This is a genomic window from Neorhizobium sp. S3-V5DH, assembly GCF_004343065.1.
In the GTDB taxonomy this organism is placed as follows: domain Bacteria; phylum Pseudomonadota; class Alphaproteobacteria; order Rhizobiales; family Rhizobiaceae; genus Neorhizobium; species Neorhizobium huautlense.
In genome coordinates this window covers 145,082-166,125 of record NZ_SMCL01000003.1, presented here as the reverse complement: position 1 = coordinate 166,125, position 21,044 = coordinate 145,082, and the positions used below count along the sequence as shown (strand labels likewise).

23 protein-coding genes are annotated in these 21,044 nt (G+C 60.7%); 9 read left to right on the top strand and 14 right to left on the bottom strand.

Annotation, left to right across the window (positions count from 1 at the left end; genetic code table 11):
- The first annotated feature begins 3 nt into the window (after positions 1-3).
- Complete coding sequence (locus EDE09_RS06800; RefSeq protein ID WP_105371574.1) at positions 4-819, top strand: ABC transporter permease subunit; 816 nt, start codon at positions 4-6, stop codon at positions 817-819.
- On the opposite strand, the gene EDE09_RS06795 is transcribed toward EDE09_RS06800, so the two are convergent.
- Both EDE09_RS06795 and EDE09_RS06790 read right to left on the bottom strand, forming a co-directional pair.
- Positions 820-2,055 carry an MFS transporter gene (locus EDE09_RS06795; protein ID WP_132409441.1) on the bottom strand — a complete coding sequence of 412 codons (1,236 nt, stop codon included), beginning with the start codon at positions 2,053-2,055 and terminating at the stop codon, positions 820-822.
- A gap of 1 nt (position 2,056) precedes the next feature.
- Positions 2,057-3,418 carry an LLM class flavin-dependent oxidoreductase gene (locus tag EDE09_RS06790; RefSeq protein ID WP_105371425.1) on the bottom strand — a complete coding sequence of 454 codons (1,362 nt, stop codon included), beginning with the start codon at positions 3,416-3,418 and terminating at the stop codon, positions 2,057-2,059.
- Between the two features lie 97 nt (positions 3,419-3,515).
- Between EDE09_RS06790 and EDE09_RS06785 the strand changes: the two genes are divergently transcribed.
- The 5 genes from EDE09_RS06785 (at position 3,516) to EDE09_RS06765 (ending at position 5,914) form a co-directional block, all read left to right on the top strand.
- A complete protein-coding gene (locus EDE09_RS06785; RefSeq protein ID WP_105371426.1) occupies positions 3,516-4,070 on the top strand; it encodes an XRE family transcriptional regulator in 555 nt (184 codons plus the stop codon).
- Positions 4,071-4,324: 254 nt separating this feature from the next.
- On the top strand, positions 4,325-4,594 hold the full coding sequence (locus tag EDE09_RS06780; RefSeq protein ID WP_112799329.1) for a hypothetical protein: 270 nt from the start codon (positions 4,325-4,327) through the stop codon (positions 4,592-4,594).
- A gap of 48 nt (positions 4,595-4,642) precedes the next feature.
- Positions 4,643-4,843 (top strand): hypothetical protein, encoded by a 201-nt coding sequence (locus EDE09_RS06775; RefSeq protein ID WP_105371575.1) that lies wholly within the window; start codon positions 4,643-4,645, stop codon positions 4,841-4,843.
- A gap of 21 nt (positions 4,844-4,864) precedes the next feature.
- A complete protein-coding gene (locus EDE09_RS06770; RefSeq protein WP_105371428.1) occupies positions 4,865-5,107 on the top strand; it encodes a hypothetical protein in 243 nt (80 codons plus the stop codon).
- A 126-nt stretch (positions 5,108-5,233) separates the two neighbouring features.
- The gene (locus EDE09_RS06765) at positions 5,234-5,914 is read left to right on the top strand and encodes a phosphoribosyltransferase family protein (protein WP_105371429.1); all 681 of its coding nucleotides are present in this window, start codon (positions 5,234-5,236) and stop codon (positions 5,912-5,914) included.
- Between the two features lie 3 nt (positions 5,915-5,917).
- Here EDE09_RS06765 and EDE09_RS06760 read toward each other — a convergent pair whose 3' ends face one another.
- Positions 5,918-6,670 carry an endonuclease/exonuclease/phosphatase family protein gene (locus EDE09_RS06760; RefSeq protein ID WP_105371430.1) on the bottom strand — a complete coding sequence of 251 codons (753 nt, stop codon included), beginning with the start codon at positions 6,668-6,670 and terminating at the stop codon, positions 5,918-5,920.
- Positions 6,671-6,735: 65 nt separating this feature from the next.
- On the opposite strand from EDE09_RS06760, the gene EDE09_RS06755 reads away from it, so the two are divergent.
- Positions 6,736-7,674 (top strand): UPF0104 family protein, encoded by a 939-nt coding sequence (locus EDE09_RS06755; protein WP_105371431.1) that lies wholly within the window; start codon positions 6,736-6,738, stop codon positions 7,672-7,674.
- On the opposite strand, the gene EDE09_RS06750 is transcribed toward EDE09_RS06755, so the two are convergent.
- Together EDE09_RS06750 and EDE09_RS06745 are read right to left on the bottom strand one after the other, a co-directional pair.
- Positions 7,654-9,159, bottom strand: coding sequence for a phospholipase D-like domain-containing protein (locus EDE09_RS06750; protein WP_105371576.1), 1,506 nt, complete (start codon positions 9,157-9,159; stop codon positions 7,654-7,656). The genes EDE09_RS06755 and EDE09_RS06750 overlap by 21 nt on opposite strands.
- Before the next feature lie 88 nt (positions 9,160-9,247).
- Positions 9,248-9,451, bottom strand: a complete 204-nt coding sequence (locus tag EDE09_RS06745; RefSeq protein WP_132409439.1) for a hypothetical protein — start codon at positions 9,449-9,451, stop codon at positions 9,248-9,250.
- A gap of 102 nt (positions 9,452-9,553) precedes the next feature.
- On the opposite strand from EDE09_RS06745, the gene EDE09_RS28100 reads away from it, so the two are divergent.
- Positions 9,554-9,952, top strand: coding sequence for a hypothetical protein (locus EDE09_RS28100; RefSeq protein WP_165924123.1), 399 nt, complete (start codon positions 9,554-9,556; stop codon positions 9,950-9,952).
- A gap of 56 nt (positions 9,953-10,008) precedes the next feature.
- Entirely contained in the window at positions 10,009-10,521 is a 513-nt protein-coding gene (locus EDE09_RS06740; RefSeq protein WP_105371433.1) for a DUF892 family protein, read from the top strand.
- A 29-nt stretch (positions 10,522-10,550) separates the two neighbouring features.
- Here EDE09_RS06740 and EDE09_RS06735 read toward each other — a convergent pair whose 3' ends face one another.
- From EDE09_RS06735 to EDE09_RS06695, 9 genes are all read right to left on the bottom strand, one after another.
- Complete coding sequence (locus EDE09_RS06735) at positions 10,551-10,766, bottom strand: hypothetical protein (protein WP_112823758.1); 216 nt, start codon at positions 10,764-10,766, stop codon at positions 10,551-10,553.
- 186 nt (positions 10,767-10,952) lie between these two features.
- Positions 10,953-11,168 carry a hypothetical protein gene (locus EDE09_RS06730; protein WP_105371435.1) on the bottom strand — a complete coding sequence of 72 codons (216 nt, stop codon included), beginning with the start codon at positions 11,166-11,168 and terminating at the stop codon, positions 10,953-10,955.
- A gap of 88 nt (positions 11,169-11,256) precedes the next feature.
- Positions 11,257-13,425, bottom strand: a complete 2,169-nt coding sequence (locus EDE09_RS06725) for a glycoside hydrolase (RefSeq protein ID WP_105371436.1) — start codon at positions 13,423-13,425, stop codon at positions 11,257-11,259.
- On the bottom strand, positions 13,352-14,419 hold the full coding sequence (locus tag EDE09_RS06720; protein ID WP_132409437.1) for a glycosyltransferase: 1,068 nt from the start codon (positions 14,417-14,419) through the stop codon (positions 13,352-13,354). Before EDE09_RS06720 ends, EDE09_RS06725 begins: the two co-directional genes overlap by 74 nt.
- Positions 14,416-15,795, bottom strand: a complete 1,380-nt coding sequence (locus tag EDE09_RS06715) for a glycosyltransferase family 4 protein (RefSeq protein ID WP_245505080.1) — start codon at positions 15,793-15,795, stop codon at positions 14,416-14,418. Before EDE09_RS06715 ends, EDE09_RS06720 begins: the two co-directional genes overlap by 4 nt.
- A 165-nt stretch (positions 15,796-15,960) precedes the next feature.
- Positions 15,961-17,190, bottom strand: a complete 1,230-nt coding sequence (locus tag EDE09_RS06710; protein WP_132409662.1) for a glycosyltransferase family 4 protein — start codon at positions 17,188-17,190, stop codon at positions 15,961-15,963.
- A gap of 17 nt (positions 17,191-17,207) precedes the next feature.
- Positions 17,208-17,981, bottom strand: coding sequence for a polysaccharide deacetylase family protein (locus EDE09_RS06705; protein WP_132409435.1), 774 nt, complete (start codon positions 17,979-17,981; stop codon positions 17,208-17,210).
- Positions 17,974-19,314 (bottom strand): O-antigen ligase, encoded by a 1,341-nt coding sequence (locus EDE09_RS06700; RefSeq protein WP_132409433.1) that lies wholly within the window; start codon positions 19,312-19,314, stop codon positions 17,974-17,976. Before EDE09_RS06700 ends, EDE09_RS06705 begins: the two co-directional genes overlap by 8 nt.
- A 10-nt stretch (positions 19,315-19,324) precedes the next feature.
- Complete coding sequence (locus EDE09_RS06695) at positions 19,325-20,986, bottom strand: GumC family protein (protein ID WP_245505079.1); 1,662 nt, start codon at positions 20,984-20,986, stop codon at positions 19,325-19,327.
- Positions 20,987-21,044: the final 58 nt, after the last annotated feature.

Sequence of the window (21,044 nt, the reverse complement as noted above, 5' to 3'; positions counted from 1 at the left end):
GGCATGAGTGAAGAAACGTCTATTCTGCCGATTTACATTCCGCCAAAGGCGCGCAGCCTGCTCGAGCCGCACCGGCTGTTCCTGGCGGCGGTATTCCTGATGATCGTCCTCTGCGCCGCCTGGCTTCTGCGCTGGGACTGGCTGCCGAAATACGGGCCACGGCTGGTGTACGGCGTCTGGCAGACGTTGGTCATGCTGTTCTGGACCTCCGTCATCGGTTTCCTGCTGGCGCTGCCGATCGGACTGGTGCAGGTGACGGGACCGCGTCCGCTTGCCTGGCTTGCCAAAGGCTTTTGTACGATCATCCGCGGCACGCCGCTGCTGCTGCAGCTCTGGCTCCTCTATTACGGCCTCGGTTCGCTCTTTGCGCAATATCCGGAAATCCGCTCGTCTTTCCTTTGGCCTTATCTGCGACAGGCCTGGCCTTACGGCTTCACCGCGCTGATGCTGTCGTTCGCGGCCTATGAGGGCGAAGTGATGCGGGGTGCCTTTGCCGGTGTGCCGCGCGGAGAACTGGAGGCCGCGCGGGCCTTCGGCATGAGCCGGTGGACGGTGTTTCGTCGCATCTGGCTGCCGCGTGCGATCCACCGGGCGCTGCCGACGCTTGCGGGGGAAACGGTCCTGCAACTCAAGTCGACGCCACTCGTTGCAACCATCACCGTGGTCGACGTTTATGCGGTGATATCGAAAGTTCGGCAGGATACCTTTCTCACCTATGAGCCGTTGCTTTTGCTTGCGCTGATTTATCTTTGTCTGACGGGCGCTCTCGTTGGAGGGTTTCATCTTCTAGAGCGTCGCATACCGACCCGCGGCGCCTGATCAGCGCCTTCCGCCGGCGAGCCGCAGGGAGTCGGGTCTGCGCCGCAAGACCAGCATCGAGACCGTGCCGAATATCGGTCCGACCGCAAGGACGACAAAGGCCCACCGCCAGCCGCCAAAAAAGTCCGCCACATGCGGCATCAGCCAGATCATGAAGATCGTAAGTGCAAAACCCATACCCATCTGCAGCGACAGCGCGGTACCAATGTAGCTGCGGTCGGCAAGCTCGGTGACCGCGGTCGAAAACTGCGCGGAATCTCCGATGATCGAGATGCCCCAGATGACAACCACCAGCGTCAGCAGCCAGAAGGGGCCGTCGAAGACGAGGCCGATCAGGAGCGCGCAGGAGCCGGAGACGATCATCATTCCCGCCGTCGTTGCGGTGCGGCCGAAACGGTCGGAAAGCGCTCCTCCGGCGAAGCAGCCTACGACGCCTGAGGCTACGGCTGCAAAAGTCAGTAGTGAGGCTTCGCTGTTGATCCCGCTGCCGCCGTTGCCGAATGCTGCTGTCAGATAGGCGAGAAGCCAGGCCCACATCGCATAAAGTTCCCACATATGCCCAAGATAGCCGCCGTTCACCAGAAGCAGGTTGCGGTCCTTCAACACCCGGCCGATCTGGCGCGGATCGAACAGCGCCTTGCCGAAGGGATAGGGGCCTTCTCGGGTGAAGAAGAGAAAAACGGCTGCACCGACCAGCGTGGCGCTGCTCGAAAGAACTACGACATTCTGCCAATCGACGGCCGAAGACACACCGCGGAAGAGATGCGGCAGGGAAGATCCAGCGGTGATCGCTCCGATGACACCGGCAAGCGCCAGGCCGCGGCCCGAGACGAACCAGGTCGCCACCAGCTTCAGCGCTGGCGGATAGACGCCGGCGAGCGCAAAGCCGGTCACTATCCTGCAGAAGACTGCGCCTGCAGGGCCTGGTTCCAGAAGCACGGCAGCGTTGGAGAGCGCCGCGAGAAGGGCGGATGCGGCCATCAGCCGGTTCATGCGGATGAGGTCCGGCAGGTTGAAGAAACTCGCCGAGAGGGCGCCGATGACGAACCCGATCTGGACGCCGTTTGTAAGCCATGCGGCAGCACCTTCCGACAGCGACCAGGCGCGTCTCAGTTCCGGTGCGATGGCGTTTGCCGAAAACCAGGTGGAGAAGGAGAGCACCACGGCAAGGCAGAGAACTGCCAGCATGCCCCAGCGGCCTTGTAGCTGCGGTCCAGGAGACGTGGCCGTACTCATCTCATCCAGTCGTTCGATATCTAGCGGCGACGTGCCTGTCGGGCAGCCGTGGCGATCCGAATAGCTTTTCACGAAATGTGCCTTCGCGATAGCTGGTCTTGTAGAGTCCGCGTTCCTGCAGGATCGGGATCACCAGTTCGATGATATCGTCAAAGCACTCCGGGACGACGGTGCGCGACAGATTGAAGCCGTCGACGCCGGACTGGCTCATCCAGTCGGCGAGATTGTCGGCGATCTGTTCGGCCGAACCGATCATCGGGGTCTGCCGGCTGCCGAGCACCATCTGTTCCAGCAGCTTGCGCTTGGTCCATTGCGGCCCGGCAGTCCGGGTCATCGCTTCCACATTGGAGACGATCGCGGAACTCTTGCCCGTCTCGATCGGCTCATCAAGGTCGTATTTCGAAAAGTCGATGCCGAGCGAGCCCGCGGCATGGACGAGTGCGCCCTCCGAGCTGACATAAGCCCGATAATCCTCGAATTTTTCGCGGGCTTCCTTTTCCGTCCTGCCGGTGACGATTGTCGCGCCCATGAAAACCTTCACGTCCTCGGCCTTGCGTCCGTATTCCATGGCGCGGGCACGGATGTCGTCGACGATGCCTTTAATCCCCTCGATCTTCTGGCCGTTGACGAAGACGCATTCGGCATGGGTGGCTGCAAATTGCCGGCCGCGGATCGAGGAACCGGCCTGATAGAGAACGGGCGTGCGTTGCGGCGAAGGCTCGCAAAGGTGCAGCGCGTCGATACGGTACTGCTTGCCATGGTGGTGAACCTTGTGGACCTTGGCCGGGTCGGCATAGACGTGGTCCAGCGGATCGAACACTACCGCATCATCCTCCCAACTGCCCTCCAGCAGCTTGTACATCACCTCCATATATTCATCCGCGAGGTCATAGCGATCGTCATGTGCGGCCTGCGTGTCGAGGCCGATCGCGCGTGCTGCGCTGTCGAGATAGCCGGTGACGATGTTCCAGCCGATGCGGCCGCCGGTCAGATGATCCAGCGTCGACATGCGCCTTGCGAAAAGGAAAGGCGGTTCGTAGGTCAGATTGGCGGTAATGCCGAAGCAAAGATGATCGGTGACTGCCGCCATCGCCGGCACCAGCAGCATCGGATCGTTGACCGGCACCTGAACGGCGCCTTTGAGAGCGGCCGCGCCGCTGCCGCCGTAGACGTCGTTGACCCCAACGACATCCGCGAGGAAGATGCCTTCGAACAAGCCGGCCTCGAGCCTCTTTGCATAATCCGTCCAGTAGCGAAGCTGCGTATATCGATGCGACTGATCGCCAGGATGCGCCCAAAGCCCTTGCTGGATATGCCCGACGCAATTCATATCGAAAGCATTGAACCGAATTTCGCGCGCCACGAAGTTCCCCTTATGTCGTTGCAGTCCCTGTGCGTCTCTTATAGGATTATCTCGTCTACTATAGAAGACGAGCCTGAGAAGGCAAGCGGAACGGAAGATGGAACAGGATCCGGTTCAAGCGATCGCGAAAAGATTGAAAATGGAGCGGGAGGCCCGCGCCTGGTCATTGGCCGAGCTGGCGGAGCGTTCCGGGGTCTCCAAAGCGATGATCAGCAAGATCGAACGCAGTGAGGCAAGTCCGACCGCCACGGTGCTTGGCCGGCTTTCCGGCGCCTTCGGCTTGCCGCTTTCGGTGTTGCTGGCGCTCGCGGAAAGGGAACGGGAGCGGATGGCTCCGCATCGCGAGCAGCCGGTCTGGACCGATCCCGAGACGGGTTATACGCGCCGGGCAGTTTCGCCGCCGAACTCGATGCTTGAGCTGATCGAAGTGTTCTTGCCTCCCCATGTACGAGTGCCTTACCCGGCATCGGCCTTCGCCTTCCAGCATCAGCAGATCTGGGTTCTTTCCGGAAAGCTCGATTTCCAGGAAGGGGCAGTGCTGCATCATCTCTCGGAGGGTGATTGCCTGCTTCTCGGATCGCCGGCCGATTGCTCCTTCTTTAACCCCGGAACCGAACCCACCCGCTATGTCGTGGCGCTGACGCGCCGTTAGCGCGCCACGCTCGATGGGCGTTGATCGCCCGAACCCTGAAAGCCGAACCCCCGAAAGAAAGAGGCGCCTCCCGCGGGGGAGGCGCCAAGTGGGGAGGGTACTTATGACGCTGTCGGCCGCGTGGAGGTTCGGCGCCCGACAGGCCATGAACACGTAATCGTGAGTTTTGTTCCGCCGATTTTTCAATCGCCCTTTGCGCGGAACAATCCTCAAGGGCATCGGTTTTGCACTGAGAAGACAGGGAGAAGAACACTATGAGCAAAGCCGTAGAAACCACCAGCCACAAGGAAATCCGGCAGTGGATCGAGGAACGCGGCGGTCACCCGGCCCGCGTGAAAGGCGCCGAGGAGGGCGGTATCCTGCGTGTCGATTTCGGTAAGCCGGAAGAGTCCCTGGAGGAAATCGCATGGGACGATTTCTTCTCGATCTTCGACGAGAACAAGCTCGCCTTCCTCTACCAGGAAGAAACGGAAGCGGGCAAAACCAGCCGTTTCAACAAGTTTGTCTCTCGCACGAAGCACTGACGGTCTGCAGCTCAAATGCTGCGGCTGATTGCCCGAAAGGAGCACGATATGTCCAAGCACTTCAAGACCGTTCGGCCAAGTGACGCCGATCTCAAAGCCGACCCCGGTATCGGCCAGTCGAAAGGGCTGAACCGTTTCGACGGCAATGACGAAATCATCGGGGAAAACACCGACGAGGGCGATGTCGGCAACGACACCAACCGTTTCGGCGGCGTCGACCCCAATCAGCGCGGTCGCGCCAACAAATAGCGAGGTCAGGAGGAACCGACCATGCAAGGCAACAAGACCCACCAGCAGCAGCGGGATATCCTTCAAAAGGGCGTCAATACCGCGAATGCGGGCAAGGATTTCGATCCCAAGGCAGACCTGAATCGCAGTGACGCAGCCCGCGAGGCCTTTCGAAAAGGTGACAATCTGGACATGCGGGCGGCGGATGTTTCGATGAAGGATGATCCTGCCATTATCCGCGGCCGCAACCAGGAAAGCGAACACCACAAGGGTAGCGGCTCCTGACTTTCAGTGAATGGAACCGAACGACAATCCCGGTGTTGTCCGACGCCGCCCGGTGTTATGATGACATAGGGTTGGAGGAAGCGACGGCGCGGCTGGTGGCCGCGCCACATGTGGTGGGAGGATAACATGTTCGGTTCAGGCGCAACTTTTTCCGATCGCGAGGATGCCGGCAGGCAGCTAGCGGAAGCGATGAAGGGGATGCCGCTACGCGCTCCCGTCGTCATGGCACTGCCCCGCGGCGGCGTGCCCGTGGCCTTCGAGATCGCTCAAAGGCTCGGAGCACCCCTCGATCTCCTGATCGTCCGCAGGATCGCAGCTCCCGGTCATCCCGAATACGGCATAGGCGCCGTGGTGGACGGCAAGGAACCTTATGTCGTGGTCAACGAGGAGGCAGCCCGGCATTTCCAGATCCCACCGGGTTATCTGGTGAGCGAAAAAGACCATCAGCTCGCCGAAATCGAGCGTCGTCATCGGATCTATTTCGGCGAAGACGAACCGGAGGATCACGACCATGCGGGTCAAGACGTCATTCTGGTCGATGACGGCATTGCCAACGGAGGCTCCATCCGAGCCGGCATCCATGCGCTGAAAGAGATGGGCGTGCGTTCCATCCGGGTCGCCGTGCCGGTTGCCCCGCGGGCTTTTCTGGAAATCTTGCGCGATGAGGTCGACGAGATCATCTGCCTGTCGACCCCGGAACATCTCGATGCGGTCAGGCGCTATTACCAGGATTTCACCGAAACCACCGATCAGGACGTCGTGCGCCTCTTGAAGGATGCCCGGCGGCTGACGCGGATGATCCATTGAGGGTCATATCTCGACCGTCGTCAGCAGAGGCAGGTGATCGGAGGCGCGGCGGGCAAGCGGCGCCGAGATAACCTGCGTCTCCACGGGCTTGACCTCCTGGGAGACGAATATGTGATCGATCCTCAACAGCGGATAGCGCGACGGGAATGTAGCCTTAGGTTTCGCCCCGGATCCAACCTGCACATCCGCCAGGCGGCGCGCTGCAGCCTTATAGGTGGCGGTGGACGGTATTGCATTGAAATCTCCCATCAGGATCACCGGCCTGTTATGGCAGGCCGAGTTGCCGAGCCATGAGGGCCCCAAAAGGGTGTTGATCTGCCGGATGCGTTCGCGTCCGCGCAGGCCGAGATGGGTGTTGAAGACCTGCAGGCGGTGATCGCCCAGCGCAATTTCGACCCAGACTGCGCCGCGTTGCTCGCCGATCGATGGAAGGCCGGCGCCCTTTATCGTTGTTGCCGGCAGGGCTGTCAGGATGGCGTCGCCATACCGCTCTTCCGCGACGCTGAGGGCGGCATGGAAGTGGTACTCCATCTGCAGCAGGGAAGCGATCGCGTGGGCCTGGTCGACACCGCCGGTGCGAACGCGGCCGACATCCAGCTCCTGCAGTCCGATGATATCCGGCTCTGCCGCAGCAATGACCTCCGCGATCCGCGCCGGATCAAGCCTGCGGTCGGTGCCGATGCAGCTGTGAACGTTGTAACTGAGGATTTTTAGGCGACGCCTGCGGGAAGGTGAAGGAGTTGTTCGATCGTTCATAGCGCTGGGAACACCTTTACCTAAGTTTTCGTTCCCGATGTCGGAGAACCGCAACGGGAGGATTTATGCCTGCGAAACGCCATCTGCTGAAGCTCTTAATCGGTGCAGCAATCTGCGTGGCGGTCTTCCTGCTTTACCGAAGCCTTGGTCGCTACACTCTCGACGAGATCGAGGAGTCGCTTCAGGCGATTATCGGCATCCGACTGATGAGCGCCTTTTTCTTCGTCATCCTCTCCTATTTGTGCCTTACCGGCTTCGATACGCTCGCTGTCGCCTACACGGGCCGCAGGCTTTTATATCGGCAGACTGCGCTCGCCTCCTTCACTGCTCTGTCCATCGGGCACAATGTCGGGCTGGCGGCCCTGAGCAGCGGCGCGGTGCGCTATCGGTTCTATTCGCGCTGGGGGTTGACCGCCGAAGATGTGGCGAAGGTCATCATCTTCTGCGGTATCACCGTGGGGCTCGGGCTCGCCACCCTTGCCGGCCTGGCACTTCTGCTGCAGCCCCCGGAAACGGACCTGTTCCGGCTGGATGGATGGGTGAAAGGAGCCGTCGGGATGTTGTGTCTGGCGCTTCCGTCCGCCTATCTGCTGGTATGTGCCTTCGTGCACCGGCCCCTCCATCTGAAAACATGGAGATTCCAACCGCCGCCGCTGAAGCTGGCGCTGGGCCAGATTCTCATCGGCACCCTCAACTTCGCCTCCGTCGCGGCAGCTATTCATCAGCTTCTCGCGAGCTTCACCGATACCGGCTATCTTGCCGTGGCGACGACCTATGTCACAGCCAACATCGCCGCTCTGATCAGCCATGTGCCCGGCGGACTCGGCGTACTGGAAGCCACCATGCTGAGCATTCTGCCTTCGACGGCCTCCATCGGGGCTCTCATCGCCTTCCGGGTGCTTTACTTTTTCGTGCCGCTGGGGATCGGGATCCCGACCTTGCTAGTGACCGAAGCCTATTATCGGCATCGCGCTGGAAGGCTGTCAGAGCAGACGGTGGTGTGAGAGGCGGAGGAAAAGGCGGCGCAGAGCATTTTTGATTTCCGGAATCGGCCAGAAGGGCTGTTTGGGATCGATGATTCCGGTGCCAACCAGAGACTGCGTTTCACCCTTTTCAGGATTGACGTCGAACGGCCTGAGGCCGCGCGGCTTGACGTTGAGCCGGTCGACAGAACGCACCATCGACCCAGTTTCCTCGATGAGGCGCGCCACTTCTGCCGGCTCCGCATCCAGATGTTCGGCAAGAAGGTCGTTGCGCAGCGCGTTGACGGCCGTCTGGCCCGCCGGGTCATAGGTCTCTATGGCCAGGTCACACTCGGTATCGAGGCCCTCCGAACGGTTGTTCAGATTGGAGGAGCCCACACGAACGAAGCAATTATCGACAATGATGACCTTGGAGTGGACGATCACCTCCAGATCGCCCCCCTTGCCGTTGGGCACCACGGCATAAAAGACCCGCAGGCGGCCATAACGGTCCGCACGCTTGAGGCGGCGGATCAGTCGGTTGCGGTTGTGCCCCATCATCAGCTTTTCCAGGAAGCCATGGGATTCTCGGGTCACGACGACGATAATCTCGGGGCCGTCGGCTCTGCGAAGCTGCTTGGCGAGCGTTCGCGCCAAGCCAAAGGAGGCGAGGTACTGCGTCTCGATGTACAGATGGTGCCTGGCGGCTTTTAGCGCGTCGTGCGTCAACCGGATCGCCTCGCGATGGCCGCGGCGGCCTTTCCATTTCCAGGGTTCGGTGAGTGCAAGGCCGGTATTGCAATGGGTAAGCGCCGGCTCAAGGTCCGCCGGCCAGGGCTCCTCTCCGGTAATATCCAGGGGCTCCAGAACTTCTCGTGTAGTCTTCCTCCACCGGCGGCGAGCCACATCGCCGATCAGCCTGGCAGTGTCGCCGCTGACGATCGTCTGCATGTCGTGGACCGGTCCATAGGGCGTGCCGTCGGCCGATTGCCGCAGTGGATGGTCTGCCGCATGGCTGCGATCGTCCCAGCGCCGGGCGGTAAGATCGATGCCCCCCAGGAAGGCGGTCTTGTCGTCGATGACGACGATCTTCTGGTGGTGGCTTGCCCGCAAGGGATGCTCGAAATCGAGATGAACGCGAATGCGCGGATGATCGCTCCAGGTCATCCTGCCAAACATCTTGAGGCTCTTGCTGGAATAGACCGGGCCCATTCCCCAGACGAGGATACGGACCTGCAGCGCCGGCTTTTCCTCGACAAGTCTGCGAAGCAGTTCCCCCAGCGTCTCTTCATCTCCTTCTCGGACTTTCAGACGAATGTCCGGGTTGAAGTCCCAGCCGACGATGGAGATTGAGCGTTCCGCCTGCCGAAGCACTTGGTCGAGCCGGAGAAAATACTCCTCTCCGTCGACGAGGAAAGCGAGTTTCTTCGCTCGCGCGCTGCCCCATGCATTGCGGCCCGGGCGAATGATCGGCTCCGCCTTGGGAACGGTTCGCGTCGTTTGATCGGATTGTATTTTCACGTCCACCTGCGCCACCTGATGATTTGGTGACAAGAAACGCCGGATTTTTGGCCTTTGTTCCAACAATCCGGTGGCTGTCGCAGTCTTGTACCATTTATTTGGTGGTTACAACTCCCGGCGGACGGGGCGCGACAAGTTCGGTGCCTGCATCGCCAAATATTTCGATGGCGGCGATCAGGCCCAGGAGGATGAGAGCGGCAGCGACCAGTAGCTTCCATAAGCCGGCCTTTACCGGTGTCTGGTGGTGCGTCTGTTTCATGTCCCGATGGTTCAGGTTGCTATGGCTTCGAATGTCCATGAGTATCCTTGCGGCGCTCCAGCCGCGCCATTCCCTCGATTCAGGCCAGTCTGCCGGGCGGCATATAAACTGGCGGGTTGGGATTTTCGTCCGGATTTGGCAGTGGAGATTCGTCCGGCAGGCGATCGGGTTCTGGTTCGTCGATGGGTGGTTCCGGATTCCAAATCGGCGCCGGCATTGGCGGACGGTCGCCCGGTTCGCGAGGGTCAGGTGTCATTACTACACTCCCTGTTACTCACTGAACAACCGTTCCGCATGAAGATTGTTCCTCGCAAACGACGGCATGAAAAAACTGCGAGCCATTGGGGGGCAGCCGATCAGAAGCAGCGGGCTGGCGACGAAGATTGCTGCAGCAACACGTCCGGCGTGGCATTTTTAGGTCATGGTCTTGCCCCTATGCTGTGGAATTATGCCCTTGGACAATTCGCGAACCTGCGCCATGTTTCCTTCGTGCAGGATGGATCCGCGAAGTCCTTTCGGGGATCGCTGCCCGAGCCCTGATTGTTCAGAGACCCAAAACGTCACTTTCTGGGGGCAATCTTTTGGAGGAGAGGCGAATGACACATGCCCGAGACAATTTTCTCGTGTGGCTTCGTTCCGCGCACGCGATGGAGGAGCAGGCAATCACCATGCTGACCGACCAATCGCGGCGGATAGAAAGCTATCCGGACCTCAAGGCACAGATCATCCGTCACCTCCACGAGACCGAGGGCCACGCACAGGCGCTGAAGAGCCTGCTCGACCAGTTTTCCAGTTCAGGCGGGGTGCTGACGCTCAAGGATGTGGCGGCCAAGCTGGCAGCCAAGGCCCAAGGGGTCGGCGGCATGTTGGTCAGCGACGAAATCGTCAAGGGAGCGATGGGAAGCTATGCCTTCGAGCATCTGGAAATCGCCAGCTATCGCGTGCTGATCGCTGCGGCCGACGAACTGGAGGAGAGGGAGGCCAAAGCCGTATTTGAGCGGATACTGGAGGAGGAAATAGTAATGGCGGATTGGCTGGGGGCTAATCTCGATCCGCTGACGCGCATCTTCCTGATGCGCGACGAGCGGGATTTGATGGCCAAAAGATAACGGGCCGTCGCCAGGACGGCTGCATCCGGTCAGAATTTCGAGATCTCGCCGCCATCGAGCTGAATCTCGAGTTCCTTCTCGTTCCTGATACCCTGCTGATAAAGTTGAATAATCTGCGCAGCGAGATCGTTGGCGGCCAGGCTTTCGCCGGTCAAGCCGCGCTCGGCACAAATACCGTCGAAGACGCGCTTGAGGAAAGCCAACTCACGTGGTTCGAACGTATTGGTGAGGACTGCCGAATTCATCTTTTCAGCCTCCACTGCGGGGGGCGAAAGCGCTTTCTGTCTTCCAGTCGCCAGCGCCCGTATCAATGGCTGGCAATGGCTCAAGACTACTCTTTTTGCCGTCCTTTTCAAGGCAGGAACGGTCAATGTTTCGACAGAGGCCACGTTTTGGGCCCCTCTCAACCAGACGTGATTAGGCAGCGTTTTCTAGTCATCCAGATGGTTGGCCTCATGGTCGTGAAATTGCTCGGTCTGGACTGTTTTGCTGTCCAGTCCGCGCTCCCGCGAGTGCTGTGCCTTGTCTCTGTTGGAAAGAACCATGTTCTCCGGAAGGATGTCCTTGTCGATATCCGTCATGGCGCCATTTCCGCTGCCTTTGCCAGTCGCGCCTGATCCCATGTGTTTCGAATTGGCATTGGCCATGAGTTCTTCCTCCTGATGTTTTTTCCGATCGGAGACAGAACCTCCAAAGTGCGTTTTTGATCCTGAAAAGGTGTGGGAAGCGGCAAGATCAGTCCGTCTCAAGCAGGAAGAATGTCGTCGGGCCTGCCGGCGCGTCGTTCGTAAGATCGAAACGCAGCGGTCCGTTTCCGCTGTGAAGCGGCGGATGCACCACGCCATCCAAGCCTATAGGGGAAAGCCGCCAGCGGCCCGCGCGGTTCTTGAACTCGATCGATAGCGCACCTTTGCGGATCAATACCGGCAAAGTCCCGAAGTCCTCGATCACCTTCTCCTGCGGATCTCGAAAGCGCATGCTGCTGTTGCGGGCGTCGGTGGCGAAGATCAGCAGCATGCGTCTGCTTGCCGCGAGCGAGGCGGCTCCATCGATGGCGGAAGCTGCGAAGAGCGCATCTTGGTCTCCGCCTTCGAGCCGGACGGTTCCGAGATCGACAGCGGTTTCCAAGGTAGTGAAAGCGGCGGCTTCCGTGCGGGGTGTAGACAATGTCAGGCGGAGTTTTTTGCTGTCGAGCAGCAGTTCCCCGGTATCGCTCTGGAAAATTCCGGCGGACGGATCGGTCCGACTGTTTTTGGGCAGCAGGCCGGCGCCTTTCAACGCAGCCAGCAGCTTGCCTGCATCCGCCTCGCTGCGCGGCTGGTTGATTGCAAGGGGCTCACGCAGCCCATCGGATTGTCTGAGGCCGATGCGGGAGACGAGCGACAATTTGGTCAGCGCATCTGGTTCCGCGGCCTGCATGTCGCCGCTCAGATCCTCCTCGCCCCGGACCAGGAAAGGAATGCTGTTCTGCGAGGTCTTGACGTCGCCCCGCCGGAAAAGAAGGGCTGCAAGCGTTTCGCCGGCGCGGGCTACCGGATCGAGCGCGATCGCATAAGGCAACATTGCCCGCTTGTGGGGAAAGGGTTCGCCATATTGCAGGGCGATCGGCCCATGGCCGTGGCGGCAGAGCATATCCCAGCCCTGCAGCGCTGCGTAGGCAGGCATCACAAGCCCGGCTTCATAGCGATATCTGCTCCAGAACAGGTGGTCGTATTCGGTGATGCCGAAAGGCTTGCCGAGCCAGCGGCTTGCAGCCGCGACGCGCATATATGCGCCGGCATCGGCAAGCGAGCTTTTGTTCTCGATCTTCGCGCCGGGTTCGTAGCTGTTTACGCTATCATGATAGGTGTTCATGGTGACGGCTTGAAGGTTCTGGCGGGTCAGGCCCGTCTGCACCGTCGGCCAGTTATTGTAGTCGCTGATGAGACCGCGATAGCCGAGGCCTCGCAGGACTTCCGTCATGCGGGCCGCGGTTCCGCGCTCGGTTTCGACGAAGAAGGCCTGCAGGTCGCGCAGGCGGGGGCTGTCGACATAACGATCGGTGGGCAGGCGTACGGAGGCATTTTCCAGCCGTTCGTTCGCCCGAAGGTCGGGCCATGCGGTCCGAAGCGCCTGGGTCGATCCGTAGCGCTCGCGCAGCCAGGTGTTGAACGGCTGGCGCAGGCTGTCCGGGTAGGGCCGGCCGATCCTGTCATGGACAACCGTCTCGAATTCTATGCTGTTTTCGTTGGCCAGGATCACGAGGCCGAGGGCCTCGTCACGGATCGGCGCAATGCCGGTATAGGGATTGACCCGGGTGAGGAAATCGGTGGCCAGCCTCTTCCAATGGGCAAAGGCCTTTTCCTCGTAACTCACCTCCAGCTTGAGTCCTTCGGACGGATCCCAGCGATCGTCGTAACCGCCGGAACCACCGCGCCATGAGGTCAACCCGTCGACCATCCAGTAGATGCCGTTCTTCTTCAGCGCGGCCATCAGATAATGGATACGGTCGAGGACCTCTGGATCGAAATCGAAATCCTTCTGCCGGCCGAACATCAGTGCCGCATCGGTGAAATGGAGGCGGGCGATATTGTAGCCACGCATGGCGAGCTGCCTTGCATAGACATCCGCGTCCTGATGGTTCGGAAAACCGCCGGATGCCGGGCTCCAGGCAAGGGAGGCGCAGAACATGGGGGCCGGTACGTCGGGCTTGGCGGCTTTCGCCAGATGGCCGTCCGTGCCGACGACGAGATGGTCGTTTTGGTCGATGGAGCCGTTGGGGAGCAGGTCCGAAAAATCGAGCGGACTACCGGGCTCGACGGCCAGCGATATCTCGCGGACCGGAAGCCAGTCAGCCGGCCAGGCTGCGGACGCCGAAGCCGTGAGCGCGAGTGTCGTTGCCAGAGCGCGGATCAGTCTCTTCATCAATGTCTCCGATCTCACGGCTCTCCACCCATCCACGAGGATCTCGACGCGGGGCGAAAAAGCCGAAAGGCAGCGCTGCCGTATGGAACAGCCAGGCGACGACCGTGTAAAGCCCGAGCGACACCCCGCCCTTTCGCCAGGACATCAGAGCGACGACGCATGCGAAGAGGCCCAGCACCGCCGTCAGACCGGCAAGCTTATTCGGGACGGCGATCATCAATGCGAGCGAGAGGAGAATCCAACACGCGACCAGCGCCCAAAGCTTCAGCTCCGGCAGTTCCTGCAGCATCTGCCGGAAATAGGGTTTCCCGGCCGAGGCTCGCAACAGTTCTCCGACCCCGAAGAGATATTTCGTCTGCCAGCGCCGGACGAGAAGGCGGTAGGAATTGACGCTGTGGCCATAATGGTGGACGAAGCGGCGGTCGAGCCGATACAGGTCCCAGCCGGCGCTGCGCAGCCGGATGCCGAGGTCGAACTCCTCGTAGCCGTGCAGGTTGCGGTCCGTCAGATAGCCGATGCTCTCGATCGCGCTGCGACGATAAAGGCCGCCCCCGTTCATCCTGTCGATGGCGCCCACGCGGTTTTCCGGGGCGTTACGCTGGACCCGGCGGGTATATTCCAGATTGTCGAGCATCATTTCCTCGACATGGCCGGTCACGCCGCCCGTTTTGAGATGGTTGCTCAGATACGCCGTAGCGGCCGGCAAAAACGCGGGATCGAGGTCCATGTCGCCGTCGAGCAAGCAGATGAACTCGTGCCGCGCATACTGGAAGCCCAGTTGCGGGCCGATGCCGCAACTCGGGCGGGCAGGGTTCTGGATCTGGACGATCCGGACCGGATAGCGGGATGCGATCTCTATCGTGGAATCCGCCGAGCCGCTGTCTGCAACGATCACCTCGCCTTGTCCGCCGGGCAGGCCGGCAAGCGCGAATTCGATCGTGCGGGCGATCCGCTTCTCTTCGTTCAGAGTCTTGATGATGATCGATACGCTCACAGCCGCTCCTTCACCTTCTTCCGCGTCGCAACCGAGTGATAGATTGCCAGTGTGCTTCGGGTGATTGACGGCCATGCATAGGTCTGTTCCACCTTGCGGATGCGCGACAGGGCGCCCTCCTGACCGAAAGGCTCGGCCATCTTGCGCTCCAGGGCCTTGGCAAGGGCGTCTATATCGCCCGGCGGGAAGTAGTCCTCGGGCGGCAGATCGACCTCGTGGTTGGCAACGATGTCGCTTGCGAGGACAGGCAAGCCGTAGCTCATGGCTTCAAGCAGCGAGATCGGCATGCCCTCGTGGAGCGAGGGCAGAACGAAGAGACCGGCCTGGGAAAACAGCGCGGCCAAGTCTTCACCGCTCTGGAAACCCGTCAGCACGACATCAGGCACCCGGGCTGCGGCAGCCTCGATTTCCTTGGCATAGGCCATGCCTTTGTGGTCGGCGCCCCCCACCAGAACCAGTTTCCAGTCGGTCTGCTTCAGTTTTTCGAAAGCCGCGATCAGATCCGTCTGGCGCTTTTCCGGCACGAAACGGGCGACCATGACGATGTAGCGGCGGCGCTGCAGGCCGAACCGGTCTAGCGTCGCTTTACCAACAAGGCTCGGTGTCACCGTGACGCCGTTCGGAATGTGGGCCACCTCCGCGCCATAGCGGCTCTTCATGGTTTCCGTCACGTCGCGCGACACGGCGATCCTGGCGTTCGCGAACCACATGGCAAGCCGTTCGCCGAGCTTCAGCGCTCGCTTGGCCGTCGTACTCCACTTCTCGCGGTCGTAGTCGTATCCATGGTGCGTCATCACGATCTTCAGCCCGAGGAGACGAGCCAGCGGGGCGAGCAGGCCGGGACCGACCGCGTGGATATGCAGGATGTCAGGGCGGCGAACGGCAGCGTATACGACGCCGACGAGGGTGTGAACGAAGGTTTCGAGAAGCATTGATTTCGGCGCCCAAAGGGGCGTTACGCGGATCCCGCGCCAGGCGGAGGCGGTCGGCTCGGGCAGGTATTGGCGGCGCGCGAGGACCTCGACATCCCAGCCGCGGGCTGCAAGTTCCTGGCTCAGCATTTCGACATGCTTTTCAATGCCGCCCTGCACATTCGGTATTCCCCGAAGGCCAAGCATCATGACGCGTCGGCGAACCGGTTCCCGGTCGACACGGATGCCGGGAGCGGTGCCGATATCCGGCAAGACCGGAGACAGCCGGGGTGTCTGGTTCAGGACGACGCGCTCAATCCGGCTGTGCCCGGCTTGATCGCTGTGCGGAAGAGCCTGCGCCTGCAGCAGTTGCGCAGGGATGTGTTCGAGCGACGAGATGTCCCCCGGATACGTCCGGGTGGACTGCGAATGCCGCATCTTCGGAGGATTGGTCTTCTCGTTCATTACGGGCACCAGAAATTCATTTTCTGCTGCCCGTTCTATGCAAGGAACCTTCTCATACCGGAAAGAAAAAAGCTAAGATTTTAAAGGAGTTGTGCGGTTCCTGAGCAAAGTGACGAAAAATTTTCTCGACCCGGTGACCCTTTTCGAGATTGCGGTTTTTCGCGTTCAGCGGCGGATAAGGGACTGGTAAAGATCAAACATTCGCTGCCGATAGACGGTGCGGGAGAATTCGTCGGAAATCCAGGCGCGGCCGGCTTGCCCCATCTGAGCCCGCTCCTTCACCGATCGGCTAGCGAGGTCGTCAAGTGTCCTCGCCAGGTCATCGACAGAGCCGGGGGCAGCGCTCAGTCCGGTCTCTCCTTCGCGGATCATTTCCGGTATGCCGCCGATCGAGGCTCCAATCACCGGACGTCCCAGCGCATAGGCTTCCAGAATGCTGATCGGTGCATTCTCATACCATTCCGACGGCAGGACGAGCCCGAGAGACTGGCCGATGAGGCGGAACAGGATATCTCCCGACAGATGGCCCGCAAAAACGACCTCGGCACCGGCAGATCGCACAAGCGCCTTGAGAGCGGCCTCTTCCGGCCCGGTTCCCGCTATGATCAGTTTCTGCCGGGCTTGAGCCGCGGCGCGGATCAGGGTGGAGATGCCTTTTTCCGGAGCCAGGCGCCCGGCGAAAACGAAATAGTCGCTCTCGTGCCATTTCGTCGAAAACCGGTCGACGTCCACAAAATTCGGGACATGAACGAGCTTTTCGGCCGGCCAGCCCCATTCGATCAGCTTTTCGCGGTAGAAGCGGCTCGGTACCACCACCCGGTCGACCTTGTTGCGGTAGAGCCCGAGCGAGCGATGCAGGAGGCTCTCGGCGAAGACCACAGCACTCAGCGGCAGCGAGCCCTTGACGCAGCGATTGACCACGACGTTATGGATCCGACCGCCTTTGCAGGCTTCGCAGATACGGCCGTCGCGCAGCATCTTGTAGGAAGGACATGCGAGCTTGAGGTCATGGGCCGTCATCACCACCGGGACGCCTGCATCTTTCAGGGTGGAAAAGATCGCCGGGGAAAGGTGATGATAGATATTGTGGGCATGGGCGACATCAGGCCGCGCCTTGTCGATGAGGCGCTTCAGGTTCCGCTGAGCCTCGAAGGAATAGATAACCTTGGTCGCCTGCAGGACCTTGTCCTTCAACCCGATCTCGCGGCCGTATTCGATCTCCGAGACGAAATAGTCGGACCAGGGAGAGGAGAGGTTCTTCTCGTGCTGCATGGCGAAAGGCACGACATCCCAACCGATTTCTTCAAACAGCGCCGTATGATCAAAGAAAACGGTTTCGGCACCGCCGCGCCGATAGAAGTAATTGTTGATGTTCAGGAGGCGGGGCACCGCCACGGTTGTCGCATGGACGTTCATTGGGCGGATGTCTCCCAGCCAAGGGCGCGCGTCGCCGCCTCGACGGTCAGAATGTTGCAGCCGCGTTCACGGGCATAACCCACCAGATGCTCGAACGTCGCCGGCGTGCAGCCGTATGGGGTCGGCGTTTCGGTAACGTCATGGGTGAAGAAGATGAGCCATCCCGGGTTCTTCACGGCATCGTCTATCCAGGCCGTCAGCCCGCGGGCATGGTCCTCCGGTTGGCGGATCTCTACCGACTGCAGCATCAAGGGGTCGACCGGACCGCGATTGATGGCCTCGCCTGCGCCACGACAGGTCTGGTAACGCCGGGCAAGTTCGCGGCGGGCGAGCGGCCAAGCGGCATTGTAGGGAAAGGCAAAATTGCTGGCCGGGCGGGTAATGCCGGCATCGCTGAGATAGTCGGCATTTCTCTCGAGGTCCGCTGAAAGCGACTTGCCGTAGGAGCGGACTCGGCGGTGGGTGAAGGTATGGCCGCCGATCTCATGGCCGCGCCGGAAGAGTTCAAGGCAACCGCTACGGCTGATCAGCTTGCGGTCCGGCTCGATGCGCCCTTCAAGGCCTCCGGCGATATAGAACGTGCCCGATGCGTCGTATTTTTCTAGGATGGCCGCGCCATTGGTCAAAGCGGTCTCCGGTACGTCGTCGAAGGTGAAGGAGACAATCGGCACGTCGGTTGCGACGGTACGCGTCCGTGGAGCCATCTTCCAGATAAGCCGATTGCTCACCCGGTCGATCAGTCCCTCCATTGCCTTGAATGCGTCAGCCATGCCCCCCTCTTCCTCTTCCCGACGGCCTCTCCTCGATATGAACGGCATTGGCTTCGTAGCGGATACCAAAGAGCGCCATGCAAAACAGGAACCAGCCGACAATGTAGCCGGAAGAGCTTTCGTAAAAGAGACTTTCGAGGCAGGTGGTGAATATCATGTAAAGCCAGATGCGCAGGAAAAGCCGCCCGCTGTGGGTCATCCTTCCTTGAGCGGTGATTTTCGAAAAACTCCGCAGCGGCACGGCGAAAAACCAGATCAGCGACAGCAACAGGGCGGGGATCCCACCGATGAGCAGGATTTCCACGTAGGAGTTGTGTGCATGCGACGCCGTGACTGCCCAGGTAGCGACCCCCTGACCGCCGTAAACAAGCTCTTGTGTGCGCCAGAAGGACTTCAGGCCGAAACCCGTCATCGGGAATTCCGATATCGCATTGGTCGCCAGCTGCCAGATATCGGAACGGTTGGTGAAGGTGGCATCCACGCCGAAGCTTGTCACCAACTCCCTTAGGCCAGGTGAGGTCGCAGCGCCGACGGCAAGCAGGTTGAAGGCGGCGACGCCGCCGATCGAAAGCGGGATGCGAAGGAACCGAAATTTCTCGAACAGCCAGGAGAGCAGGATAATTGCCGGCAGCATGGCGGACGCGGTTTTGCCACCGGTATGCATCAGGAACCAGGTCGCGCTTGCGAAGATGGCGACGCCCACGAGCCTCGACCAGACCTGCATGACAAATATACCGCAGAAGGCAAACAGCACCATGGCGGCGGCGGCGTTGTTCTTGTGCGGGAAATAACCGCGCCAGAGGCCGGCATGCATGGGTTCGGCAACCTCGGCTGCCGAGTGGATGGACAGGTGGGGCAGGGAAAAGATGCCATAATAGCAGAGGCCGATACTGGCGAGCGTTCCGACCGCCAGCAGTTTGGCGAAATGTGTCTCGGAACGCGGCAGCAGCACGCTCGCATTGGCGCCGATGACGACAAGTGAGGTGAGAACCAGCGCCTTGAAACTGTTGGCGCCGTGGTTCGATAGAAGGGAAACGAACAGCAGCCAGAGAAAGATCGTCAGCATCAGCCAGCGAGGCTGCAGGAAGGTGCCGCGCATGGAGGTCGCCATGCTGCACAAAACTGCGCCGAACGGCAGGAAGATGAAAAGGATCTGGTTCAGCCGGCTGGACTTGTCGGTTGCGATACTCGCCGATGAGGGTAATGTCAGATCGTAAAAGGGATCGATCGATATCGCAAAGAACAGGAACAGGCCGAGGAACAGCAGGGATCCGATCAGGGGGCGGTGATCGATATCGGCGTGGCCTGTCGCGACGGCTGAAGGGTTGCGCATGCTCAACGCCTCAGGAATATCTCTGCGTGTAAGCGAAGCGCTGGCGAACATCGCTGAGATGTCGTGCGAGCCCCAGCAAAAGGGCCAATCCGGTGCCGAGCATGAAGCCGCCGGCAGCGCCGCCTATAAGCAGGATGATCGTGCGGGGGGGCCAGCTCTTCGTCTTGGGCGGCACGGGCGGCGAGATCACACGGACATTGCTGGTATCGATTTGCTGGCGTTCGGTGATCTGATGTGTGCGGCCGAGATAGGTTTCGTAGACTGCCGCCTTGGCGCGCGCATCCCGTTCCAGTTCCCGCAGACGTATCTGCGCATCGTTGTTGGTGAAAACGGTGGAACGTTCAGCGTCGGCCTTGCCGCGGAGCTGGTTCAGCGTCGCACGCGCCTGGTCCACGTCGGTCTTGGCCGTCTCGAGGATGCGGCTCGCTTCATCGGTTATGGCTTTGTCTATCGCTGCCTTTTCCGATTGCAGTGAGACCAGGCGGGGATGACGCGAGCCGTAGGTGAGGGTCAGCGAGCCGATCTGCTGCTGCAACGTATTGTAGCTCGTCCTCAGCGTCTGCATTCCGGGAGAATCAAAGACGGTCGCGGTCGCCGTCCGCCGGTCGGCAACGGCCGAACGCATCTGATTGTAGCGAGCTTCGGCCTGGATCAGCCGCTGCTGCGCATCAAGGACCTGCGTGTCGAGGGCGCTGGAAATGCGGCTGCTTGCAAGCTCGCCGGTATTGGATTCCTGGATATTGTTGTCACGCTTGAACTGCGCGACCTTTTCCTCGGCGTCCGTCACCTGGGCGCGCAGTTCGTCGAGGCGGCTGGTGAGCGTGGCGGCAACGCGGCCGGCGCTGTCGGCTGATGATTCGAAAAGCTCGGTTTCGAAGGCGCGGACGATCGCCTCGGAGAGCCTGATCGATTTTTCCGGATCCTCGGACCACACGGAAAGCGTCACCACGAAGGACCGTTCCTCGCGGGCGGCTTTTACCCGCTCGCCGAGCTCCATTAGCACGCCGAGCTCCTTGTCGCTTGCGGGGCGGTTTGGGGAGATCAGACGGAGCAGCGGCTCCAGCGCGCTGGGCTTGGTGAATTCCGGATCTTCCGTCAGGTTCATGTCCGCGACGACCTGTTTCAGCACATTGCGGGACGTCAGCACGCGCAGCTTGCTTTCCACCTCCAGCAGTTGGGAATCCCGTTGCGGGCTTGAAGCGAACACGTCGTCGGTGACGACGTTGAGGTTTTGCGGGTCGATGATGATGTCGGTATAGACGGTGTAGCGCGGCGTGGCGGTCGCGGAATAGAGAAAGGCTGCGATCACGCCGAGGACGACGAAGAAGATGATCCAGGGCAGCCCTTTGCGCAGCCAGGAGAGGACGTCGCCGGCGCCGATCTCCGACAGGCTGCGGATTTGCGCTTCGACGACCCCGTTGAGAGAGGAAGGGTAGGTCGTCGCCGGTTCCGGCGCAGGACGCGGGGCGGGCTGCGGCTGCCGGCTCTGACGACGCCAATAATCGTCGCTTTCGCCCGCATGGCTATCGTTATCGTCCTGGTAGGGCTCCTGGAAGCGGTCGTCGTCCAGCCGATCAAGAAGCGAGCCGCGATAGGGCATGCCGCCCCGCTGGCCGGCAGGCGCGGACGATGACGCCGGGCGTCGGTTCTCGGGCTCCCTCGGCCGGTACATGCACACCTCCAGCCATGCGGCGGAAGCATCGAACCCGCCGCATTTCGCCAATATTAGG